This window comes from Pantoea sp. X-Soil-YNGN-785, from assembly GCF_059730585.1.
This window is the reverse complement of the sequence record NZ_AP035942.1, coordinates 1,710,600-1,729,939: the sequence shown is the minus strand read 5'-3', so window position 1 is coordinate 1,729,939 and position 19,340 is coordinate 1,710,600. Positions and strand designations below refer to the sequence as shown.

The 19,340-nt window shown below is 57.3% G+C and carries 19 protein-coding genes; 11 read left to right on the top strand and 8 right to left on the bottom strand.

The genetic code is table 11. The features are described 5' to 3' along the window. Window positions 1–473: 473 nt before the first annotated feature. The 8 genes from AC6I8E_RS08010 to AC6I8E_RS07975 all read left to right on the top strand — a co-directional run bounded on the left by AC6I8E_RS08010 (window position 474) and on the right by AC6I8E_RS07975 (window position 9,480). Entirely contained in the window at window positions 474–965 is a 492-nt protein-coding gene (locus AC6I8E_RS08010; RefSeq protein ID WP_013357636.1) for a hypothetical protein, read from the top strand. A gap of 85 nt (window positions 966–1,050) precedes the next feature. After that, entirely contained in the window at window positions 1,051–2,268 is a 1,218-nt protein-coding gene (gene icmH, locus AC6I8E_RS08005; protein ID WP_013357635.1) for a type IVB secretion system protein IcmH/DotU, read from the top strand. Next, window positions 2,268–4,382, top strand: a complete 2,115-nt coding sequence (tssM, locus tag AC6I8E_RS08000) for a type VI secretion system membrane subunit TssM (protein WP_147788270.1) — start codon at window positions 2,268–2,270, stop codon at window positions 4,380–4,382. The genes icmH and tssM overlap by 1 nt, the downstream gene beginning before the upstream one ends. Before the next feature lie 13 nt (window positions 4,383–4,395). Next, complete coding sequence (tagF, locus tag AC6I8E_RS07995) at window positions 4,396–5,094, top strand: type VI secretion system-associated protein TagF (protein ID WP_013357633.1); 699 nt, start codon at window positions 4,396–4,398, stop codon at window positions 5,092–5,094. Between the two features lie 36 nt (window positions 5,095–5,130). Beyond that, on the top strand, window positions 5,131–6,267 hold the full coding sequence (gene tagH, locus AC6I8E_RS07990) for a type VI secretion system-associated FHA domain protein TagH (protein ID WP_497824653.1): 1,137 nt from the start codon (window positions 5,131–5,133) through the stop codon (window positions 6,265–6,267). Then, window positions 6,264–7,040: a PP2C family protein-serine/threonine phosphatase gene (locus AC6I8E_RS07985; protein WP_013357631.1), complete on the top strand. Its 777-nt coding sequence runs from the start codon at window positions 6,264–6,266 to the stop codon at window positions 7,038–7,040. The genes tagH and AC6I8E_RS07985 overlap by 4 nt, the downstream gene beginning before the upstream one ends. A 14-nt stretch (window positions 7,041–7,054) precedes the next feature. After that, window positions 7,055–8,008, top strand: a complete 954-nt coding sequence (locus AC6I8E_RS07980) for a hypothetical protein (protein ID WP_095707306.1) — start codon at window positions 7,055–7,057, stop codon at window positions 8,006–8,008. A gap of 44 nt (window positions 8,009–8,052) precedes the next feature. Then, the gene (locus tag AC6I8E_RS07975) at window positions 8,053–9,480 is read left to right on the top strand and encodes a serine/threonine protein kinase (protein WP_497824652.1); all 1,428 of its coding nucleotides are present in this window, start codon (window positions 8,053–8,055) and stop codon (window positions 9,478–9,480) included. A gap of 63 nt (window positions 9,481–9,543) precedes the next feature. On the opposite strand, the gene AC6I8E_RS07970 is transcribed toward AC6I8E_RS07975, so the two are convergent. Then, window positions 9,544–10,218, bottom strand: a complete 675-nt coding sequence (locus AC6I8E_RS07970; protein ID WP_167493432.1) for a gamma-glutamylcyclotransferase — start codon at window positions 10,216–10,218, stop codon at window positions 9,544–9,546. A 225-nt stretch (window positions 10,219–10,443) separates the two neighbouring features. Then, window positions 10,444–10,674: a putative cation transport regulator ChaB gene (gene chaB / locus AC6I8E_RS07965; protein ID WP_013357627.1), complete on the bottom strand. Its 231-nt coding sequence runs from the start codon at window positions 10,672–10,674 to the stop codon at window positions 10,444–10,446. Window positions 10,675–11,047: 373 nt separating this feature from the next. Between chaB and chaA the strand changes: the two genes are divergently transcribed. After that, window positions 11,048–12,139, top strand: coding sequence for a sodium-potassium/proton antiporter ChaA (chaA, locus tag AC6I8E_RS07960; RefSeq protein WP_013357625.1), 1,092 nt, complete (start codon window positions 11,048–11,050; stop codon window positions 12,137–12,139). Window positions 12,140–12,199: 60 nt separating this feature from the next. Here chaA and kdsA read toward each other — a convergent pair whose 3' ends face one another. Genes kdsA through hemA form a run of 6 tightly spaced genes read right to left on the bottom strand, consistent with a single transcriptional unit; the run spans window position 12,200 to window position 17,522 of the window. Beyond that, window positions 12,200–13,054, bottom strand: a complete 855-nt coding sequence (gene kdsA, locus AC6I8E_RS07955; protein ID WP_013357624.1) for a 3-deoxy-8-phosphooctulonate synthase — start codon at window positions 13,052–13,054, stop codon at window positions 12,200–12,202. Between the two features lie 25 nt (window positions 13,055–13,079). Beyond that, on the bottom strand, window positions 13,080–13,889 hold the full coding sequence (gene sirB1, locus AC6I8E_RS07950; RefSeq protein WP_147788272.1) for an invasion regulator SirB1: 810 nt from the start codon (window positions 13,887–13,889) through the stop codon (window positions 13,080–13,082). A gap of 1 nt (window position 13,890) precedes the next feature. Then, window positions 13,891–14,283, bottom strand: a complete 393-nt coding sequence (locus tag AC6I8E_RS07945) for a SirB2 family protein (RefSeq protein WP_497824695.1) — start codon at window positions 14,281–14,283, stop codon at window positions 13,891–13,893. A 23-nt stretch (window positions 14,284–14,306) separates the two neighbouring features. Further along, window positions 14,307–15,140, bottom strand: a complete 834-nt coding sequence (gene prmC, locus AC6I8E_RS07940; RefSeq protein WP_497824651.1) for a peptide chain release factor N(5)-glutamine methyltransferase — start codon at window positions 15,138–15,140, stop codon at window positions 14,307–14,309. Beyond that, window positions 15,140–16,222 carry a peptide chain release factor 1 gene (gene prfA, locus AC6I8E_RS07935; protein WP_013357620.1) on the bottom strand — a complete coding sequence of 361 codons (1,083 nt, stop codon included), beginning with the start codon at window positions 16,220–16,222 and terminating at the stop codon, window positions 15,140–15,142. Before prfA ends, prmC begins: the two co-directional genes overlap by 1 nt. Window positions 16,223–16,265: 43 nt before the next feature. Then, window positions 16,266–17,522, bottom strand: coding sequence for a glutamyl-tRNA reductase (gene hemA, locus AC6I8E_RS07930; RefSeq protein WP_013357619.1), 1,257 nt, complete (start codon window positions 17,520–17,522; stop codon window positions 16,266–16,268). Window positions 17,523–17,738: 216 nt separating this feature from the next. Here hemA and lolB point away from each other — a divergent pair, with 216 nt between their 5' ends. Together lolB and ispE are read left to right on the top strand one after the other, a co-directional pair. Beyond that, window positions 17,739–18,362 carry a lipoprotein insertase outer membrane protein LolB gene (gene lolB / locus AC6I8E_RS07925; RefSeq protein WP_033782873.1) on the top strand — a complete coding sequence of 208 codons (624 nt, stop codon included), beginning with the start codon at window positions 17,739–17,741 and terminating at the stop codon, window positions 18,360–18,362. Then, window positions 18,359–19,216: a 4-(cytidine 5'-diphospho)-2-C-methyl-D-erythritol kinase gene (gene ispE, locus AC6I8E_RS07920; protein ID WP_135909089.1), complete on the top strand. Its 858-nt coding sequence runs from the start codon at window positions 18,359–18,361 to the stop codon at window positions 19,214–19,216. Before lolB ends, ispE begins: the two co-directional genes overlap by 4 nt. The last annotated feature ends 124 nt before the right edge of the window (window positions 19,217–19,340 follow it).

The window sequence follows — 19,340 nt, the reverse complement described above, 5'->3', positions numbered from 1 at the left end:
CCATTAAAACTTTTCTGAAGCAAAAGGCGTGCCGCTTTCCGGAAAAAAGGCGGACATATCCGGCGCGTAAATTCTGATTTTGATAAGATTCTTTGCGTGAAGAGATAAATTTTATCGGTAACGAACGATTAGAAAGGCTTAATAGTTTCCAATCGGATCAATTGCATGTCAGAATGCGCGGCAATGTTCTCAACCAGTTTGTCTCTGCGATAATTCAGTTCGCTTTAACTATCACATTGTCTGGCGCTTTTCTTATATCGCAGCCCGCCCCAAAAGCGCCTGCTATCACGCATCGCCAGTGGTTGCAATGGTTTGAATTCTCAAAAGTCTTAGGTAGACTAAACGCGTAACTATCCTGATGTAATCTGAACTTTTTTTGAACGACAGACTTTCGGCACGATGCGGCGCGAAAAACAGCGCCTCCTGCATCGGGCCTGGCAATATGCAGATACTTTGATGAGATCACGAGGAACATGGTGAAAAAGAGTCTTGCGTTAACGCTGCTGGCGGTGCTTACCCTGGCAGGCTGTAAGGCCCCGCCGCCGCCCGTCACTGACGATACGCTGGTCACCAGCGAAATTAACGGCGTCAAACTGGTCCATCGACACGCTGTCGCGGCACCGACTGAATTTGAGCCGGTCAATCAGACCTGGCGGGCGCTCTATGGTGCCTCGGTCATGACCTCACCGGATTACGGCGGCAAAGTCGTTCGCTATCTCGAAACGGGTAAACCGTTTGAAGTATTAGGTAATGTGGAACACAGCTGGCTGGCAATTGCTGACCAGGCTGATGGCCCGTTAATTGGTTATGTACCGTTAAAAGCGGGCGTAGAGAGCAGTCGTTACGATGCCACGCTGCAGAGCGATCGTCCCCGTCCGCGGAAAGCGAAACAGGTCTGTGTGGCCGTCGGCGGCGCGAGTAAAGCCTGTCGGACTAACGATACCGCGACCTGGATCTTAGACTGAATATGAAATCCGGCGCATATTGCCCGCAGCACCGTCCTGTGCTGCGGGTACAGGGATTTGCCATTGGCTGGAAGATCACGAATTAATGACTGTGGAATCCCCTGCGCGTGAGGCGCCCCCCTCAGGCAATGAGAATCTATTACTTCAGGCTGCGGCGCCACTGCTGAATGCGGTGGTGCAGATTCGTCGGGCAGCCACCCATGACGACCCTGCGGGTCTGCGCCAGTCCCTGATCGATGAAATTCGTCAGTTTGAACAACGCTGTAAACAGGCAGGGCTGCCGTTTGAGATGATTATCGGCGCGCGTTACTGCATCTGCAGCGCGCTGGACGAAGCCGCAGCGCAAACCCCCTGGGGCACGCGTGGCGTCTGGTCGGGCAACGGCATGCTGGTGACCTTTCACAATGAAAGCTGGGGCGGCGAGAAATTCTTTCAGCTGCTGTCGCGCATTTCACAAAGCCCGCAACAACACCTCTGGCTGCTGGAAGTGGTGCAATATTGCCTGCTGCTGGGCTATGAAGGCCGCTATCGCGGCAGTGAAAATGGCCGCGCCCAGTGCGACGGTATCCGTAAGCGCCTGAAAAGCCTGATTGACGAGACGCGCGCCCAGCGCCAGACGCCGCAACCCCCGCTGGTCGAGGTGCATCCGCTGGTCAGTACCCTCGCCCGCCCGATGGTGCCGCTCTGGGCCTGCGCCATGCTGGTCGCGCTTATCGGCTGCCTGATCTACAGCGGCCTGAACTGGCGGCTCGGCAACGCTGCCGAACCGCTGCTGCGCACCATCTATCAGACCCCGCTGCCGCAGATTACTGCAGGCCGCCGTCCCTCTTCTCCGCAGGCGCTGCTCGATCTGCGTCAGCGACTGAACGATGTGATTGCTGCCGGACAGCTCGAAGTCAGCGATGGTGCCTTTGGCAGTAAAGTGATTATTCCCGCAGACAAACTGTTTGCCGAGCAAGGCACGGTGATCAACCCGGTGGGCCGCGCGCTGCTGGCCCGCGTCTCAACCGCGATGAAAGATGTCAAAGGCACCATTCTGGTGTCCGTGTTTACCGACGATCATCCGGTGGATAACAGCCGTTTTGCCTCCAGCTATGAGTTCTCATTTGCCCGCGCCCGTGCCATCACCCAGCTGTTGCAGCTGCAGCTGGAGGACGGTCATACGGTACGCTCTGAAGGCCGTGGTGACAGCGACCCGCTGCTGCCCAACGACAGCAGCGAAAACCGGACCCGCAACCGCCGCGTTGAGATCACCCTGTTTGCCGCGCCTGAAACGCTCAGTAATCATCAAGGAGCACAATAATGCGCGCTTCCCTTCGCCTGCTGTTAACGCATCGCCTGCTGTGGAGCTTTATTGGCGTCACGGCGCTGAGCTGTCTGGTCTGGATGCTGGGCCCGTTCTGGACATGGGGCGAGTCGCGTCCACTGGAACCGGTGCTCCCTCGCCAGCTCACCGTGAGCGCGCTCTATTTTCTCTGGATCCTGTTCCAGCTGATCCCGTCGCTTTATCGTGCCTGGTTTAACAGCCGCTTACTGACCCAGCTTCAGTTGGCGGGCAACGACGATCCGGCGGAACGTCAGATGACTGAGGAGCGGCTTAATCAGCGCTTCAGCGACGCGGCGATGCAGCTAAAACGCACCCAGTTTGGCCGTCGTCACAGCGGCAATCTGCTCTCGCGCTTTAATGCTAATTATCTCTACCAGTTGCCCTGGTATCTGGTGATGGGTGCGCCCGGTGCCGGTAAAACCACCGCGCTGTTTAATGCGGGCCTCGATTTCCCGCTGACCGATACGCTGGGTAAACAGGCAATTCGTGGCGTCGGCGGCACCCGCAACTGCGACTGGTGGTTTACCGACAGCGCAGTGCTGATTGATACCGCAGGGCGGTATGCGCTGCAGGAGAGCCAGCGCGTGCGCGATGCCGCGGAGTGGCACAGTTTTATCAATCTGCTGAAACGCTATCGCACCCGCCAGCCGATTAACGGTGTCATCATGACGATCAGCGTGGCCGATCTGCTGAGCGATTCTGCCGAAGCGCGTTTTGCCCAGGCCAGCGCGCTGCGTGAGCGTATGGCGGAACTGCATCAGCAGACGGGTATTCACTTCCCGGTCTATGTGATGGTCACTAAAACCGATTTGCTGAAAGGCTTCATGAGCTACTTTGGCAACATCGATAAAGCGCGGCGTGACGCTATCTGGGGCTTTACGTTTAACCGTGAGACGGGCAAGCCGCACAAAGATGACTGGCATCGTCATTTTGGCCAGCAGTTCCAGCGGCTGGAAGAGCAGCTACAACAGCAGCTGGCGGAGCAGATGACCCAGGAGCGCGATCTGAATGAGCGCGCTGAATGCTTCCTCTTCCCGCAGGAGTTCGCCTCACTGCGCCCGCTGCTGAACGAGTATCTCGATATCGTCTTCTCTGATCATCAGGATGCCGTCGCCTGGAGCCCGCGCGGCCTCTTCTTTACCAGCGGTACGCAGGAAGGCCTGCCGTTTGATCGGGTGATGGGTGAACTGAGCCGTAAACTGCAGTTACGTCAGGCGGGCGAACATTCGATTGCCGCCTGGGACAGCGTTAACCGCAACAGTCCGATTCCCGGCAACAAAGGCCAGAGCTTCTTTATTCGTGACCTGCTGAGCGATCTGATCTTTAAAGAGAGCGGACTGGCGGGCAGTAATCGCCGCTGGGAGTATCGCAATCAGCTGTTCCACTGGATTGGCTACGGCGTGCTGGCAGGCGCGCTGCTGATTGCCTCCAGCCTGTGGAGCATCAGCTACTACCAGAATCAGCACTATCTGCAGCAGGTGGCCGCACGGGTGCCGGCCATTCGTGAGCAGAGTCAGCAGGTGATTCATCAGCCTGCTGATAATATTTTTGATCTGCTACCCTTTCTGAACAACCTGGTGAAGCTGCCGCTGTCGGAACGTTTTTCTCTCGATAATCCGCCGCTTACTATGCGGGCTGGCTTATATCGCGGCAGTCAGGTCAGCGACGCCGCCTGGGTGCTTTATCAAAATGCGCTTAAGTCTTTGCTGCTGCCGCGCGTGGCGCAGCAGATCACCAACATTCTGCGCAACGATCCGGGTGATGATAACGCCTACAGCCGCAATGCGCTGCGCGCCTATCAGATGCTCTATCAGCCGCGCAATTACGATGGCGAATTTTTACGGGCCTGGCTGCTGCAAAACTTACAGCGCTCGCTGCCCGATACGGTCAGTGCCCGCGATCTGCAGCAGCTCGACTGGCACCTGAGCCAGCTGCTGGATCAGCAGATTCAGTCATCGCCTTATGCGCGTGACAATGCACTGATGATGCGCAAGCTGGCAGACAATCTTAAAATCGCGGGCCAGGCGGGCAGCGTGCTGGCGGCAGCACCGCTGCACCCGGCCGCGCGATCACACTCGCAAAGCGAGTAATGGTGAGGTGAACATGGCTGCTTACACCGCCCCCGGCTGGTACGGCAAGCTGCCGTCGACCGGTGACTTTCTGCACCGTCGTCTGAGTGAGCAACAGATTAGCCCGTGGAATCACTGGTTCCAGCAGGGATTAATGCACTGGCATCAGCAGGCCTGGTCATACAGCGCGAACTTTCTTCACGCGCCGGTATGGAACTTTGTCCTGCCGGTGACCGCGACCCGGCCACACGTACAGATGGGCTGTCTGCTGCCCTCCTGTGACCGCGTCGGCCGCGCCTGGCCGCTGCTGGCGCTGCACAGCTTTCCGCTGGCGCAGTGGCATCCGGCTCAGCTGACCATCTCCGGTGACTGGTTTCAGGATCTGGGCGCGACCCTGTTACGGGCGGTTCAGACGCCACTGGACGGCGAGCAGTTAGAGCAGCAGATTCAGGCGCTGCCGCCGCTGCTGGTGCCCGCCAGGAAGCCCTCAGAGATTATGGATGTGATCGGTTTTCAGGATCTGCCCTGCACGCTGAGCTGGCGTGAAGTGGCCGAACGTTTCGACCCTCAGCAGCATATGAGCTACTGGTGGAGTAATCGCAGTGATGGTTTTGCCCATGCGACCCACAAGCACAGCGGCAACCTCACGGCGCAACTGTTTTCGTTACTGTTTAACCCGGCGGCAGGTGCACAGCCGGGACGTAATGGCCTCTATCCTCCGATGTTCGAGTGAGGCCGGATGCGTTTGCCGTTCAATCTGGGATAACTCATGCAATTTACCATCGTGCAATGCACTACGGATGTTCCGGTCAGAAGCGTCGCGTTTCAACCGCCTGGCGGCACCATTGGCCGCAGTCAGGACAACGATCTGGTGCTGCCGGATGAGACGCGGGCTATTTCGCGCCTGCAGGCGCTGGTTCACCTGTCGCATGACGGGGAGTGCCGGCTGACCAACCAGGGCAGCGTAACGCCGGTCGAGCATAACGGCATTACGCTGGGTCGCGGCATGCAGGTGCTGCTGAAGCACGGCGACGCCTTGCGCATCGGTGATTATGCGCTGGAAGTGCGCGATCCCGCCTGCCAGAACGCGCAGAGCGATCCGCTGGCGCTGTTTGCGGGTGACAGCGCCCGGCCCGCGAATCCTTTGGGCATTCACGAACATCATGAGGTTGAGAACCGGCTGCTGGTCAACGACGTGCCGCCTTCACGTCATGAGCGGCACAGTGATGCGCGGCTGGCGATCGATCCGCAGGCCAGTGAGCCGCGCCGGGCGCTGACAGCACAGCCGGTGGATCAGGATCGGCTCATCGCCGCCCTGCTGGACGGCATGGGGCTGAGCAACGGTCACGCCACGCCGGTTGACGAAGAGCAGATGCGCATTACCGGCCGGATGCTGAGCCTCTTTTCTCAGGGCACCGTGGCGCTGCTCTCATCACGTTCCATTCTCAAACGGGGCGTGAAAGCGGACATGACCATGATTCTGAATGAGGCCAACAACCCGTTCAAGATCCTGCCCTCCGGCAAAACCGTGCTGATGCAGATGTATCAGAGCCAGATGCCCGGATTTATGCCGCCGGAGCAGGCAGTGCGCGATGCGCTGGTCGATCTGCAGGCCCACCAGCTGGGCATGATTGCCGGAATTCGCGCCATTATTGCGGCGATGCTGCAATCCTTTAATCCGCAGCGGCTGGAAGAGCAGGCGCGCGCCGATGGCCTGGTGTCAAAACTGCCATTTTCCACCGCGAAGAAAGCGGCGCTCTGGGACTACTTCATGCGTAATTACCAGCGTACGGCCGGTGAGATAGAAGATGATTTCCATACGCTGTTTGGCGAAGCTTTCCTTCATGCCTACGACATGGAAGTGAATCAGTATAAAGATTCTCAGACGCGGGTGGACGACGCATGAAAATCGTTTTTGCCAGCCGCTGCCAGCAGGGGCTACGCGATGAGAATCAGGATCGCACAGGTGCCGAGCTGGATGAGCGAAAAGCCTGTTTTGTGGTCTGCGATGGCGTGGCCGGGCTGCCCGGCGGCGAGATGGCGGCACAGCTGGTGCGCGACACGCTGCTAAGCCAGATACAGGCGAACACCGACTTTACGCCGGAAATCACCCACCAGGCGATCGAACAGTGCCGCTTAGCGCTGCATGAGGCACAGGGTAAAAATCCGAAATATTCCCGCATGAGCACCACGCTGGCAGCCCTGTTTATTGACCGCCAGAAACAGCGTGCATGGTGGGCGCATGCCGGTGACAGCCGGGTTTACCACTTCCGGCGGGGCGTGCTTCACGAGGTGACCCGGGACCACAGTCTGGCCCAGCAGCTGAAAGAAGCGGGCTATGAAAATACCGGCATTAACAGTAATTTACTCTATAATGCGCTCGGCGCTGAGCCGCCTCGCTTAGTCAGCTTTTCGCAGGAGATTGCGCTGGAGGATGGGGACGCTTTTCTGGTCTGCACCGATGGCTTCTGGCTGAATCTGAACAGTAGTGAAATGGAACAGGCGCTGCGCATGGTGAATGCCTGCGAAGAGTGGCTGGCTCTGATGGAACAGGCGGTAAGCCGCAACGTTAAGAAAGATAATCTCAGCGCACTGGCGGTCTGGATTGGTGAGCCGGAGGAGGCAACACTGCTCTATTCACTGGCTGATTCGGCGCGCTTTCTGCCGCCTCGTTTTTGATTCCAAGGATCCTTATGAAACTGTGGTTGCCCGGCATCATCACTCTGCTGATTGCCTTTAACGCCCAGGCTGAAAATTATCGTGTGGTCTACTCCCCCAGCCTGGCGCTGGAGGTTTATATCGATAATGTGGTGAGTAAAGCGCCTGACGACTGGTGTAAAGAGACGCTGCCGCTGCGTATCGTCTCTGGCAAAAGCAAGGATTCGGCCGTGCTGACCACCTTTTTACCGCGCCTGGGCACCCTGCTCGCGAATCAGTGCGGCTTACTGGACGAACTGCCCTGGCAGATGACCAATAAAGAAGGTGGCGTCCTGGCCAGCGGCAGCGCCAGCAAGTTGCAGAACTGGCGCCCGATTGTGATGGCGGATGCAACCGCCAGCGCGAGTGACAGCAATGCCGCCCCGCTCGACCTGTCACGGCCCGCCAACAGCACGCCGCTGCAACATTTTGATCTCCCCAGCGGCTGCCATTTCCGCACCGCCTGGGATGAGAATGCGCGGACCCTGTTCATCCCGGATGTCAGCAAGCAGCAGTGCTCGCCTGACGGCTGGGCAGAAGGCAAAAGTGAACTGACGCTGGCGACAGCGGATCACCCGACGCCAGTTGCGGTCACCTTTTATCAGGGTTACCCCATCGCCAATCTGACTATTCCGGACAGCAAGCTGGAAGTCATTGCCGCGAATAATCAGCGCATGATTGTGACACGCCCGGATACGCCAGATAGCTGGCTGGTGCTGCCCTTTGATGCCAGGCAGCATGTCTGGCGCTTCAATGGTGCGCTGTTAATAAAGATGGATAAGAATGCTGCGCAGCAGGACGCTGACGCTGTGAAATCGCGAGTCGATACATTGCGCAGCCAGTGGGCGCCCTATTTCATGCCACAGCAAAAAGTGAATGTGTTACTCATCGACACCCTGCACGCGGATCTGGTTGATCCTGCCATTGGTGCCTGGCGTAACATCAATTAATTACCGCGCAGCCTGACGACCAGGCCGTGTACAGAGAGTTCACTATGTCGGCAAATGATAATCCGAAAACCGTTCCGAATGCCCTGCCTGACGGATACCGTTTTAATGAATTTGAGATCAAGGAAGTGATCGGAGGCGGCGGCTTCGGCATCGTCTATCGCGCGTGGGATCACCAGCTTGAACGTACTATTGCCATTAAAGAGTATATGCCCGTGTCGCTGGCTGTCCGTGCCGCCGACTTAACGCTGGAGCTGCGCGGTGAACGTTTCCAGAAGCTGTTTAATGCAGGGCTGACCAGCTTTATTCAGGAAGCGCGTCTGCTGGCCCGCTTCAATCATCCCGGTCTGCTGCACGTGCTGCGCTTCTGGGAGCAGAACGGCACCGCCTATATGGGCACGCTTTACTACAGCGGGATGACGCTGAAAGAGTGGCAACTGACCAGCCCGGCCTCGATCTCTGAAGCCTGGATCCGCCGCCTGCTGCCGCCGCTGCTGGGAGCTATCAGCACCATCCATCAGGCTGGCTATCTGCATCGCGACATCTCGCTCGACAATATCCAGATTCAGGAAAACCAGCTGCCGGTGCTGCTGGACTTCGGCTCGGCGCGTAAAGAGATTGGCAACCTCTCTGACGAAACCGAAATCATGCTTAAACCGGGCTTTGCGCCGATTGAGCAGTACAGCGAAGAAGGCGAAGTCGAACAGGGACCGTGGACCGATATTTACGCGCTGGGCGCGGTGCTGCACAGCCTGATTACCGGTAATCCACCGCCAGTCAGTGTGGTGCGCTGTATTGAAGATAATTATCAGCCGCTGGTGGAACGTCAGCCTGAAGGCTACTCGCTGCCGCTGCTGCATGCCATTGACTGCGCGCTGGCTATGAAACCCGGCGATCGTCCGCAAACGATTGACGCCTTTGCGGCGCTGATTGATCTGCCGGTCAGTGATGTGGAAGCCGTGGTCAACAGCTTCCCGGTACCGGGCGAGCCGACTGTGCTGCCCGTCGAGGAGCCGGTTGAAGCGGCTCCGCCGGTGGTGATGGCGATGAATCACGCTGCGGCGTCAGCGGAGCCGGTAACGCCGCGCACGGTGCGGCGGCTGTCGCCAGGCTTGCTGGGGCTGGCTGCCGTGGCGCTTCTGGCCGTGGTCGTCACCGTCTGGCTGGCTAATCGCCACAGTGCCACACCGGATGTCGTTAACAACCTGGCAGCCGCGACGCAGACACCTGCATCAGCTCCGCCGCCAGCCGCCGTGCCTGCTGCCCTGGCGACGGTTTATCTTAAGCTGGAAAGCGGTGAAAGCGTGGTGCTGAATGGACAGCCGGTTGAGGTTAAACCCGGCAGCAGCGGCTTTGCCGCGCTGAATCTGGCGGCAGGACAGTATAAAATTGACGTGAAGAATGGCAGTGAGATGCACACGCAGTCCCTGACGATTGATAAGCCGGGCACCTGGCTGATTAATCCGGGTAACTAATCCCCGGATCGATCGTAAAAGGGTGCGACATTGTCGCGCCCTTTTCTTTGCGGCCGGCCCTGCTCAGGCCTGCCTGAGGCAGGATTGCTGTAACGTCCTCACCTGATGCGCCAGCCGGCTCAGACTCTCTTCTTCCATGCCGCGCCGGGTCAGTTCTTCTTCCAGCGCAAACAGATACTGTGCATTCGATCCCAGCGGGCCACTTGCTGCGGCAATTAAAGGCGCAATCGCCTCCGGGCAGGAGTCCGATTCATAGAGCGGATGGCGCGGGTCCATAATAAAGGTCAGCGCAGTGACGCTGCGGCCATCCTCCAGCTGTAACTCACACCATGTCGGTAAATAACAGCCGGTGATCATCTCCCGCTTCCACAGCAGCGCCAGCTCTTCATGTAACCGCGCTTCCGGCAGACGAAATGCCAGTCCCGTCGTGCGGCCACCCTGCTTCAGCGCCAGCATGCGGCCAGGATGCGTGGCGGTGCCACGTCCGGCAATCAGCCGCAGACAGAAAGCGCGATGCCAGCCTTCCAGCGAACCGGACGCGACTTCGTCCGCCTCAAAAATCGGGTTCCACATCAGCGAGCCGTAGCCAAAGATCCAGACCGGGCTGTGATCGGGACGGCAGGCCAGCGTGGCTGCCAGCGAAGCCGCGCGCTGCTCGCAACTCCAGAGCAGCGTCTCATCGATATCCCCGAATGACGTCTTACAATCCGCTTTTAACAGAAATTCCCGGGTAAGCAATGCGACCTCCTCGACTTCAACAGCGTCCTGCAGAATGGCTCCTGTAACATGACGCCCAAACAGCACTGCGTTTCGATCATCAAATTGACATTAATCTATTTACGCGCGGGGTTTCAAGCGTGATTCCGGTCGCAGGTTAAAAAAAACCAGATAAACCTGATAGCACAGGCAAAAAAAAGGTCCAGATAATCCTGGCCCTTTACCGCAAACCGGCTAGCCGCCGGGTTAACGTTTAGGGTGCCACTTATCATCGTCGCCTTTTTCGTACTCTTTCTTCACGGCGGCCCAGGCGACTTTATGCGCGACCTCTTCCCGTGAATCATCGCCGCGGCGATCTTTAGCCTCTTTATACTGATCCCATGCGCTGTTAAAGGCCTGCTGATAGATATCCTGCGCGTGCGCAGGAAGCACATGTTTTACATTGTCAGGTAAGTCGGCTCGGTTAGCGTAAGGCATAACGGCTCCTCAGTTTATGGATTCACACTAAGCCTGGCGCAGGCCAGCAAAAATACAAACAGCGACTTATTAGCGCTTCAGATGAAAAATCAGGTGCTGACCCTGCAAATCATAATGATAAGCCGATTTCCCGGCAGAATGAGACCACATAGGTGCATAAGTCATAATTGTTGTAGACTGATTGCTATTGCAATATTTGAGATAATATCAGGTTAATACCCCTTCGGAACTTTATTGCATTTAAGTAAAAAGCAGTAAATTTTTCCCACCCGGGCCGGTGAAAAGATAAACTGCGCCCTGCCTTAAAACTGATTATATTTCTAACAACAGCATCCGCTGCGTCCGGATAATCATTAACCAGAGAGGATGGTGAATGCCTTCACATGAAAAAACACGTCACAAGGAATTCTCGCTGATATTTCCCATTATCACGCTGGGTATACTCTATTTTTTTGGTGCAAATACTTCATTTCCGGTCGTAGTCGGTATTAACTTACTGGCGCTGGTTGCCATTCTGAGCAGCGCATTCAGCGTTGTGCGTCACGCTGACGTGCTGGCGCACCGACTGGGTGAGCCTTATGGCTCGCTGATCCTGAGTCTGTCAGTGGTGATTCTGGAAGTGAGCCTGATCTCAGCGCTGATGGCGACCGGCGATGCCGCACCGGGACTGATGCGCGATACGCTTTATTCGATAGTGATGATTGTGACCGGCGGTCTGGTGGGTTTTGCGCTGCTGCTGGGCGGTAACAAATTTGCGACGCAGTACGTTAATCTGGCGGGCGTGAAGCAATATCTCATCGCTATCTTTCCGCTGGCGATTCTGGTGCTGGTGTTTCCCAACGCGCTGCCGGGCGGAAACTTCTCGGTAACTCAGGCGCTGCTGATTGCGGCAATTTCCGCGGCGATGTATGGCGTTTTCCTGCTGATTCAGACCAAAACGCATCAGAGCCTGTTTGTCTATGAGCATGAAGATGATAGCGATGATGGTGATCCGCACCATGGTAAGCCGTCGGCGCACAGCAGCGTCTGGCACACCGTCTGGCTGATTGTGCATCTGATTGCCGTTATTGCCGTGACCAAAATGAACGCCAACACGCTGGAAAGCCTGCTGACGGAGATGAATGCACCGGCACAGTTCACCGGTTTCCTGGTGGCCCTGCTGATCCTCTCCCCTGAAGGCCTGGGCGCGATTAAGGCGGTACTGATGAATCAGGTGCAGCGCGCCATGAACCTGTTCTTTGGTTCGGTGCTGGCGACCATCTCCCTGACGGTGCCTGCGGTGACCATTATCGCCACGCTGACCGGACAGGAGCTGATATTCGGGCTGGAGCCGCCGCAGATGGTGATTATGATGGCATCGCTGATCCTCTGTCAGATCTCCTTCTCAACCGGCCGCACCAATGTTCTGAACGGTGCTGCGCATCTGGCGCTGTTTATTGGCTATCTGATGACCATCATGCTGTAACTTCACCGAATTTCAGGCGAAAAAAAAGAGCGATTATTCGCTCTTTTTTTTGCAGAAAACTTACTTGCTGGTATCGAGTTCCGGGAAGCTCTTCACCAGATCGTCAATCGCTTTCATCTGCACCAGGAACGGCTCAAGCTTATCCAGCGGCAGCGCGGATGGGCCATCACACAGGGCATGCTCCGGATCCGGGTGCGCTTCGATAAACAGACCGGCAATGCCGACCGCCATACCGGCACGCGCCAGCTCTGCCACCTGCGCACGACGACCGCCGGATGCTGCGCCAAACGGATCGCGCGTCTGCAGCGCATGGGTCACGTCGAAAATTACCGGGCTGTTTTTGGTGACTTTTTTCATCACGTTAAAGCCGAGCATGTCGACAACCAGATTGTCGTAGCCAAAGTTGCTGCCGCGATCGCACAGGATAACCTGCTCGTTGCCGCCTTCCGCGAACTTATCCACGATGTTACCCATCTGACCCGGGCTGACGAACTGTGGCTTCTTCACGTTGATGACCGCACCGGTTTTCGCCATCGCTTCCACCAGGTCAGTCTGACGCGCCAGGAAGGCCGGCAGCTGGATCACATCAACCACTTCGGAGACGGGCTGCGCCTGTGCCGCTTCATGGACATCAGTGATAATCTTCACGCCAAACGTCTGCTTCAGCTCCTGGAAAATCTTCATCCCCTCTTCCAGGCCTGGGCCACGGTAAGAGTGAATAGAGGAGCGGTTCGCTTTATCAAACGACGCCTTAAACACGTAAGGAATACCGAGTTTATTTGTCACGGTGACGTAGTGCTCGCAGATGCGCATCGCCAGCTCGCGCGACTCCAGCACGTTCATCCCGCCAAACAGAACAAATGGCAGATCGTTTGCAACGTTGATATCGCCAATACTCACGACTTTCTGTGTCATGCCCTTTCCTTTTCAGTGGGTCCGCTTAGTGCAGCGTGACCTGTTTTTGTTCGATTGCGTGAATCTGAACTTTGATCATTTCGCTGACCGGGTCTTCAGGACACTGCTCAACGAAATAGTTTAAATCACTCAGGGCGATATGTTCGCACTCCAGCTGCGCGTAGATCAAACCGCGATCGCGGATTTCATAGGGATCATCCGGATCGATACGCAACAGCACCTGACTGACGTTCAGCGCCAGCTCCATCTTCTGCTCTTCCATCAACGCCGCTTTCAGCGTGTCGAGCATCTTGCGCATCACGGTGACGGTTTTGGCTTCGTCGAGATCATCGTCATACAGACGCGCGGTGGGGCTGATATTGCCTTTCAGCCACACTTCCAGCGTATGCCGGTCAAGGGTTTCACCATTGAACGGGTTGATCATCCACTTATCGCCATCAATCCAGTCGGCGCGCAGAATCAGCTGCGTCGGGAAGATCACCGGCATCAGCGGCAGTTCCAGCTCGGCGGCGATGTGCAGCAGAATCACGCCCAGTGACACGGCGGTGCCCTGACGGGTCTTTAAGACATTGTCGATCCAGAGCGCATCAGAAAGTTTATAGACGCCGCTGGCGCCGCAAAATCCCCACTGGCGATAAAACAGCTCCAGCAGCTTTTCCAGCTGCATGTCAGCATCTTCGATGTCGCTGACATAGTCACGCGCTTCGGCGACTAACGCCGCAAGCTGCGCTTCCACCGACACCGCCGGGAAATCGGCGCGGATGGCAAGCGTGGCACCAATCACCGCTTCACACAGCGGTGTCTGGCTGAAATCTAATTGTTCGATCGAGGTCATGCTATCCCCATAACGGCATTTTGGTCAGCGCCAGCGTAGTGATGGTCACCAGGGCGATTAACGCCACCAGAAAAGCGATCCAGCGGGTGCGATCAGTGCGTGGACGGCGACTCAATGCCACAAATCCTAAGGCGATGTAGATGATAACCGCTAAAAGCTTCTCCGTCAGCCAGCTTCCTTGTGGCGTGAAGGGATAGAAGTGGGTAATCACCACCAGCAGGACGCCGGTCGCCAGTAACAGGGTATCGTTAACGTGCGGCAGAATGCGGACCCAGCGTTTTGTCATCATCGCCGAACCACGGCGCAGCCAGTAAAACCGCAGCAGGAACAGCGTCACGGTCAGCACGACCGTTAAGATATGCAGATTTTTAATCAGGGGATAAAAAGCAAACATCATGAATCCTTTTCAAAGCGCTTTTATGAAGGGAACTGACCCAGCGTCACACGCGGATTACCGCCGTAATCCCTGACGGTTTCAACGGCGTGATAGCCATTATTCTGCATCAGCGTGGCCACCGCCTCACCCTGCTGCCAGCCATGTTCCAGCAGCAGCCAGCCACCCGGCAGCAGCCACGCGGGCGCCTGCTCAATCAGCGTGCGCAGATCGGCCAGCCCCGTTTCATCCGCCACCAGTGCGCTGCGCGGTTCGAAACGCACGTCGCCCTGCTCCAGATGCGTGTCGCTGGCATCAATATAGGGTGGATTGCTGACGATGAGCGTAAAGTGCTGCGGCGTCAGCGCCTGAAACCAGTGACTGAGCAGAAAGGTGGTATTAGAGAGGTTGAGCTGTTCTGCATTGCTGCCTGCCAGCTCAACGGCGGCTTCAATGCGATCCACGCCGGTCACCTGACAGTCGGGCCGCTCGCTGGCCAGCGCCAGCGCAATCGCCCCGGTGCCGGTGCCCATATCCAGAATGGTCGAGGGAGTCGCGGGCAGATGCGCCAGCGCCTGCTCAACCAGCAGTTCGGTATCCGGGCGCGGGATCAGCGTGGCGTCACTGACACGTAACGGCAGCGACCAGAACTCACGCTCGCCTACCAGATGCGCCACCGGTTCACCCCGGGCACGTCGCGCCAGCAGGCTGTCCAGCTGGGCGAGTTGCGCATCGTTGAGCGCCGTTTCATCAAAGGCAATTAACCAGCTGCGCGATTTGCCGGTCACGAAACCCAACAGGATCTCTGCGTCACGCTTCGGACTGTCACCCCCGCACAACGTGGCGACAGCCTGTTTCAGCCAGTGACGAATATCCATTAGTCCTGACCAGCCAGCGCTGCCAGCTGATCCGCCTGGTACTCCTGCACAATCGGCTCAATCAGGCTGTCGAGTTTGCCTTCCATCACTTCGTCCAGACGGTAGATTGTCAGGTTGATGCGGTGGTCAGTCACGCGGCCCTGCGGGAAGTTATAGGTACGGTTACGGTCAGAACGATCGCCGCTGCCCAGCAGGTTGCGGCGGGTACTGGCTTCGGCGGCGTGACGGCGGGCCATCTCTGCCGCGTGAATACGGGAACCCAGCACCGCCAGCGCTTTGGCTTTGTTTTTATGCTGTGAACGTTCGTCCTGACACTCCACCACGATGCCGGTTGGCAGGTGGGTAATACGGATCGCGGAGTCGGTGGTGTTTACGTGCTGACCGCCTGCGCCGGATGAGCGGAAGGTGTCGATCTTCAGATCGCCAGCGTTGATTTCCGGCAGTTCCGCTTCCGGAATTTCCGGCATCACGGCAACGGTGCAGGCTGAAGTATGAATACGGCCCTGTGATTCGGTCTCCGGCACGCGCTGCACGCGGTGTCCGCCTGATTCGAACTTCATGCGGCCATAGGCACCGTCGCCGGTGACGCGGGCAATCACTTCTTTGTAACCGCCATGCTCGCCTTCGTTGGCGCTGACGATCTCCACCCGCCAGCGACGCGCTTCGGCATAGCGGCTGTACATGCGGAACAGATCGCCGGCGAAGATCGCGGCTTCATCACCGCCCGTTCCGGCGCGCACTTCAATAAAACAGGCGCGCTCATCGTCGGGATCTTTCGGCAGTAACAGCACCTGTAACTGCTGTTCCAGCACGTCACTCTTCTCACGCGCTTCCTGCAACTCTTCCTGCGCCATATCGCGCATTTCAGGATCGTCGAGCATCTGCTGCGCCGTTTCGATATCTTCCTGAACCTGCTGCCAGTCGCGGAAGCAACGGGTCACATCGGTCAGTTGAGCATATTCGCGTGACAGCGCACGGAAACGCTCCTGATCGGCGATCACGCCAGCATCGCCCAGCATCGCTTCCACTTCTTCGTGGCGCTCCTGCAGGGCTTCCAGTTTGGCAACTATAGAGGTTTTCATTTAAATGTGGGATTCCCGTAAACAGGTGGCGACAGCGGTGCGCCTAATCGAGACCCAGGCTGTCGCGTAAAATCTGCAGGCGTTCATTATCGCCATCGCGGGCGGCCTGCTGAAGTGATTTGGTTGGAGCGTGTATTAAACGGTTGGTCAGCTTGTGCGCCAGTTCCTGCATGACTTTTTGCGGATCGGCACCCTGCTGCAGCGCCTGCAGCGCACGGCCTTCCAGCTCAGCACGGATATCCTCCGCCTGAGAACGATATTCACGGATGGTATTCACCGCGCCCTGTGAGCGCAGCCACGCCATGAACTCGCTGCTTTCCTGAACCACGATGCTTTCGGCCTGAACCGCGGCCGCTTTGCGCTGTGCCAGGTTCTGCTCGATGATCGCCTGCAGGTCATCCACGCTGTAGAGATAGGCGTTAGGCAGATCGCCGACTTCCGGCTCCACGTCGCGTGGCACCGCAATATCGACCAGCAGCATGGGTTTGTTACGTCGCGCTTTCAGAGCGCGTTCCATCATCCCCTTGCCGATAATCGGTAGCGGACTGGAGGTTGAGGAGATAATAATGTCGGCTTCGGCCAGGCGGGCATCGATCTCCGCCAGCGTAATCACCTCTGCCCCAACTTCCGACGCCAGCGCTTCGGCACGCTCGCGGGTGCGGTTGGCAATGATCAGATTTTTGACCTGATGTTCACGCAGATGACGTGCCACCAGCTCAATGGTTTCACCCGCGCCAACCAGCAGCACATTAACGGAGGAGAGGGATTCGAAGATCTGACGGGCCAGCGTACAGGCGGCAAAGGCCACTGACACCGCGTTGGCACCGATATCGGTTTCCGTGCGCACGCGTTTGGCGACAGAGAAGGTTTTCTGGAACATGCGTTCCAGTTCACTGCTCAGCGCATGACCACGTGAGGAGTCGGCAAACGCTTTTTTTACCTGACCGAGGATCTGAGGTTCGCCCAGCACCAGTGAATCAAGTCCGCTGGCGACGCGCATCAGGTGGCTGACCGCCTCATTATCCTGATGCCAGTAGAGGCTGTTGCGTACATCCTCTTCATCCAGCTGATGATAATTGCATAACCAGCTCACCAGACGCGCCTGTAAATCGGCCTGCTGCTCTACACTCAGGTAGAGTTCCGTCCGGTTACAGGTGGACAACACCACGCCGCTCTGCACCATTGGCTGTGATAACAGGCTGTTCAGCGCCTGCTCAAGCGTCTCCGGCCCGAACGAAACGCGTTCGCGCAGAGCAATGGGGGCAGTCTTGTGGTTGATTCCGAGAGCGAGCAGCGTCATGGCGGTTTTGGTTGGGATGTCCCAATAATGTCAGGGTTTTGTGAGGCGCATTCTACAAGATGCGGCAGATCAAGAAAAGCCATACAAAGGCTATGACTGTAATAAGATTAACCTGTTCGTGCTCAATTTGCTGCATAACAGCATTGACGGTTAAAACCGGGACGGTTAGCGTTATCCGTTACGAATAATAAATGTGTCCGAGGAGATGACCACTTGATGCTTAATTCACCACGCAATCTGTTGCGCCTTTTGCCCCTTGCCAGCGTGCTGCTGGCGGCCTGTAGCGTCAACAAACCGCAAGGTCCCGGCCCCAGCGTTACCGCGCCACAGTGGCAACAGCATCAGCAGGCGGTCTCAAAGGTCACGCACTACCAGACCCGCGGCGCCTTTGCCTACCTCTCTGACAAGCAGAAAGTCTACGCCCGCTTCAACTGGCAACAGACCGCGCCCGATCGCTATCGCCTGCTGCTGACCAATCCGCTCGGCAGCACCGAACTGCAGCTTGATGCGCAGGGCTCGGTAGTGCAGATCGTCGATAACAAAGGCAAGCGCTACGTCAGCAACGATGCGCAGAAAATGATCTCGCAGCTGACCGGCATGAACATTCCTTTGGCGAATCTGCGTCAATGGATGATGGGTCTGCCGGGCGATGCCACGGATTATAAGCTTAACGATAGCTATCAGCTGAGCAGCCTCAACTACAGCCGCGACGGTCAGAACTGGCAGGTTTCGATTGCGGGCTACGACAGCAAGGTTACCCCGCCGCTGCCGTCAAGCCTGGAGCTGAAAGAGGGCGATCAGCGGATTAAACTGCGTATGGACGGCTGGACCGTTCAATGATCACCCACTGGCCTGCCCCGGCAAAACTGAATCTTTTTCTCTACATCACTGGCCGTCGTCCCGACGGCTACCACAACCTGCAGACGCTGTTTCAGTTTCTCGACTACGGTGATGAACTGCAGATTAGCGTCGATCACAGCGATTCTGTTCAGCTGTTAACGCCGGTGCCGGGCGTCGCGGATGCGGACAACCTGATTGTGCGCGCTGCGACCATGCTGAAACAGGCGGCACAGGACAACCATCGCCTGCCAGCACGCGCAGGTGCGCAGATTGCTATCGAGAAAAGGCTGCCTATGGGCGGCGGCATCGGTGGTGGCTCTTCTGATGCGGCGACCGTGCTGGTGGCGCTGAATCATCTGTGGCAAACCGGCTTCACACCGGATGAGCTGGCGGCAATCGGCGTGAAGCTGGGCGCGGATGTACCGGTCTTTGTGCATGGCTTTGCGGCCTTTGCAGAGGGCGTGGGTGAACAACTTCAGCCCGCAGCGCCGGAAGAAAAGTGGTATCTTGTCGCCCATCCCGGTGTGAACATCAGCACACCCGTGGTATTCAACGACCCCGGGCTGACGCGGGATACGCCATCGCGCAGTTTATCGACGCTTTTAGCCTTACCCTTCACCAATGATTGTGAAGCAGTGGTAAGAAAACGTTTTCGTGAGGTTGATGCGCTTGTTTCCTGGCTGCTAGAATACGCGCCGTCACGCCTGACTGGCACAGGCGCTTGTGTGTTTGCTGAATTTGACACCGAGTCCGCCGCCCGCCAGGTGCTGGAGCTTGCCCCGAATGGGGTACGCGGATTTGTAGCCCGGGGCGTTAATGTCTCGCCGTTACAGCGTACCCTGCGAGGCGATTAGCGAATGCGTGACAGTGTCACCCCGTTCCAGACACTGCACGTTTCGCATTAACACACCCGTGTGAACGTCTATGACCGTACGCGCCGGTTACAGTCATGCCGTTCATTCTCTGGACGCAAAGCCT

Coding starts and splice junctions, on each gene's coding strand:
- tagF (WP_013357633.1), top strand. CDS start 4,396: ATGGCTGCTTACACCGCCCCCGGCTGGTACGGCAAGCTGCCGTCGACC.
- AC6I8E_RS08010 (WP_013357636.1), top strand. CDS start 474: ATGGTGAAAAAGAGTCTTGCGTTAACGCTGCTGGCGGTGCTTACCCTG.
- sirB1 (WP_147788272.1), bottom strand. CDS start 13,889: ATGACCTCGATCGAACAATTAGATTTCAGCCAGACACCGCTGTGTGAA.
- prmC (WP_497824651.1), bottom strand. CDS start 15,140: ATGGATATTCGTCACTGGCTGAAACAGGCTGTCGCCACGTTGTGCGGG.
- tssM (WP_147788270.1), top strand. CDS start 2,268: ATGCGCGCTTCCCTTCGCCTGCTGTTAACGCATCGCCTGCTGTGGAGC.
- AC6I8E_RS07945 (WP_497824695.1), bottom strand. CDS start 14,283: ATGTTTGCTTTTTATCCCCTGATTAAAAATCTGCATATCTTAACGGTC.
- chaA (WP_013357625.1), top strand. CDS start 11,048: ATGCCTTCACATGAAAAAACACGTCACAAGGAATTCTCGCTGATATTT.
- hemA (WP_013357619.1), bottom strand. CDS start 17,522: ATGACGCTGCTCGCTCTCGGAATCAACCACAAGACTGCCCCCATTGCT.
- AC6I8E_RS07975 (WP_497824652.1), top strand. CDS start 8,053: ATGTCGGCAAATGATAATCCGAAAACCGTTCCGAATGCCCTGCCTGAC.
- icmH (WP_013357635.1), top strand. CDS start 1,051: ATGACTGTGGAATCCCCTGCGCGTGAGGCGCCCCCCTCAGGCAATGAG.
- prfA (WP_013357620.1), bottom strand. CDS start 16,222: ATGAAAACCTCTATAGTTGCCAAACTGGAAGCCCTGCAGGAGCGCCAC.
- kdsA (WP_013357624.1), bottom strand. CDS start 13,054: ATGACACAGAAAGTCGTGAGTATTGGCGATATCAACGTTGCAAACGAT.
- ispE (WP_135909089.1), top strand. CDS start 18,359: ATGATCACCCACTGGCCTGCCCCGGCAAAACTGAATCTTTTTCTCTAC.
- AC6I8E_RS07985 (WP_013357631.1), top strand. CDS start 6,264: ATGAAAATCGTTTTTGCCAGCCGCTGCCAGCAGGGGCTACGCGATGAG.
- lolB (WP_033782873.1), top strand. CDS start 17,739: ATGCTTAATTCACCACGCAATCTGTTGCGCCTTTTGCCCCTTGCCAGC.
- tagH (WP_497824653.1), top strand. CDS start 5,131: ATGCAATTTACCATCGTGCAATGCACTACGGATGTTCCGGTCAGAAGC.
- chaB (WP_013357627.1), bottom strand. CDS start 10,674: ATGCCTTACGCTAACCGAGCCGACTTACCTGACAATGTAAAACATGTG.
- AC6I8E_RS07980 (WP_095707306.1), top strand. CDS start 7,055: ATGAAACTGTGGTTGCCCGGCATCATCACTCTGCTGATTGCCTTTAAC.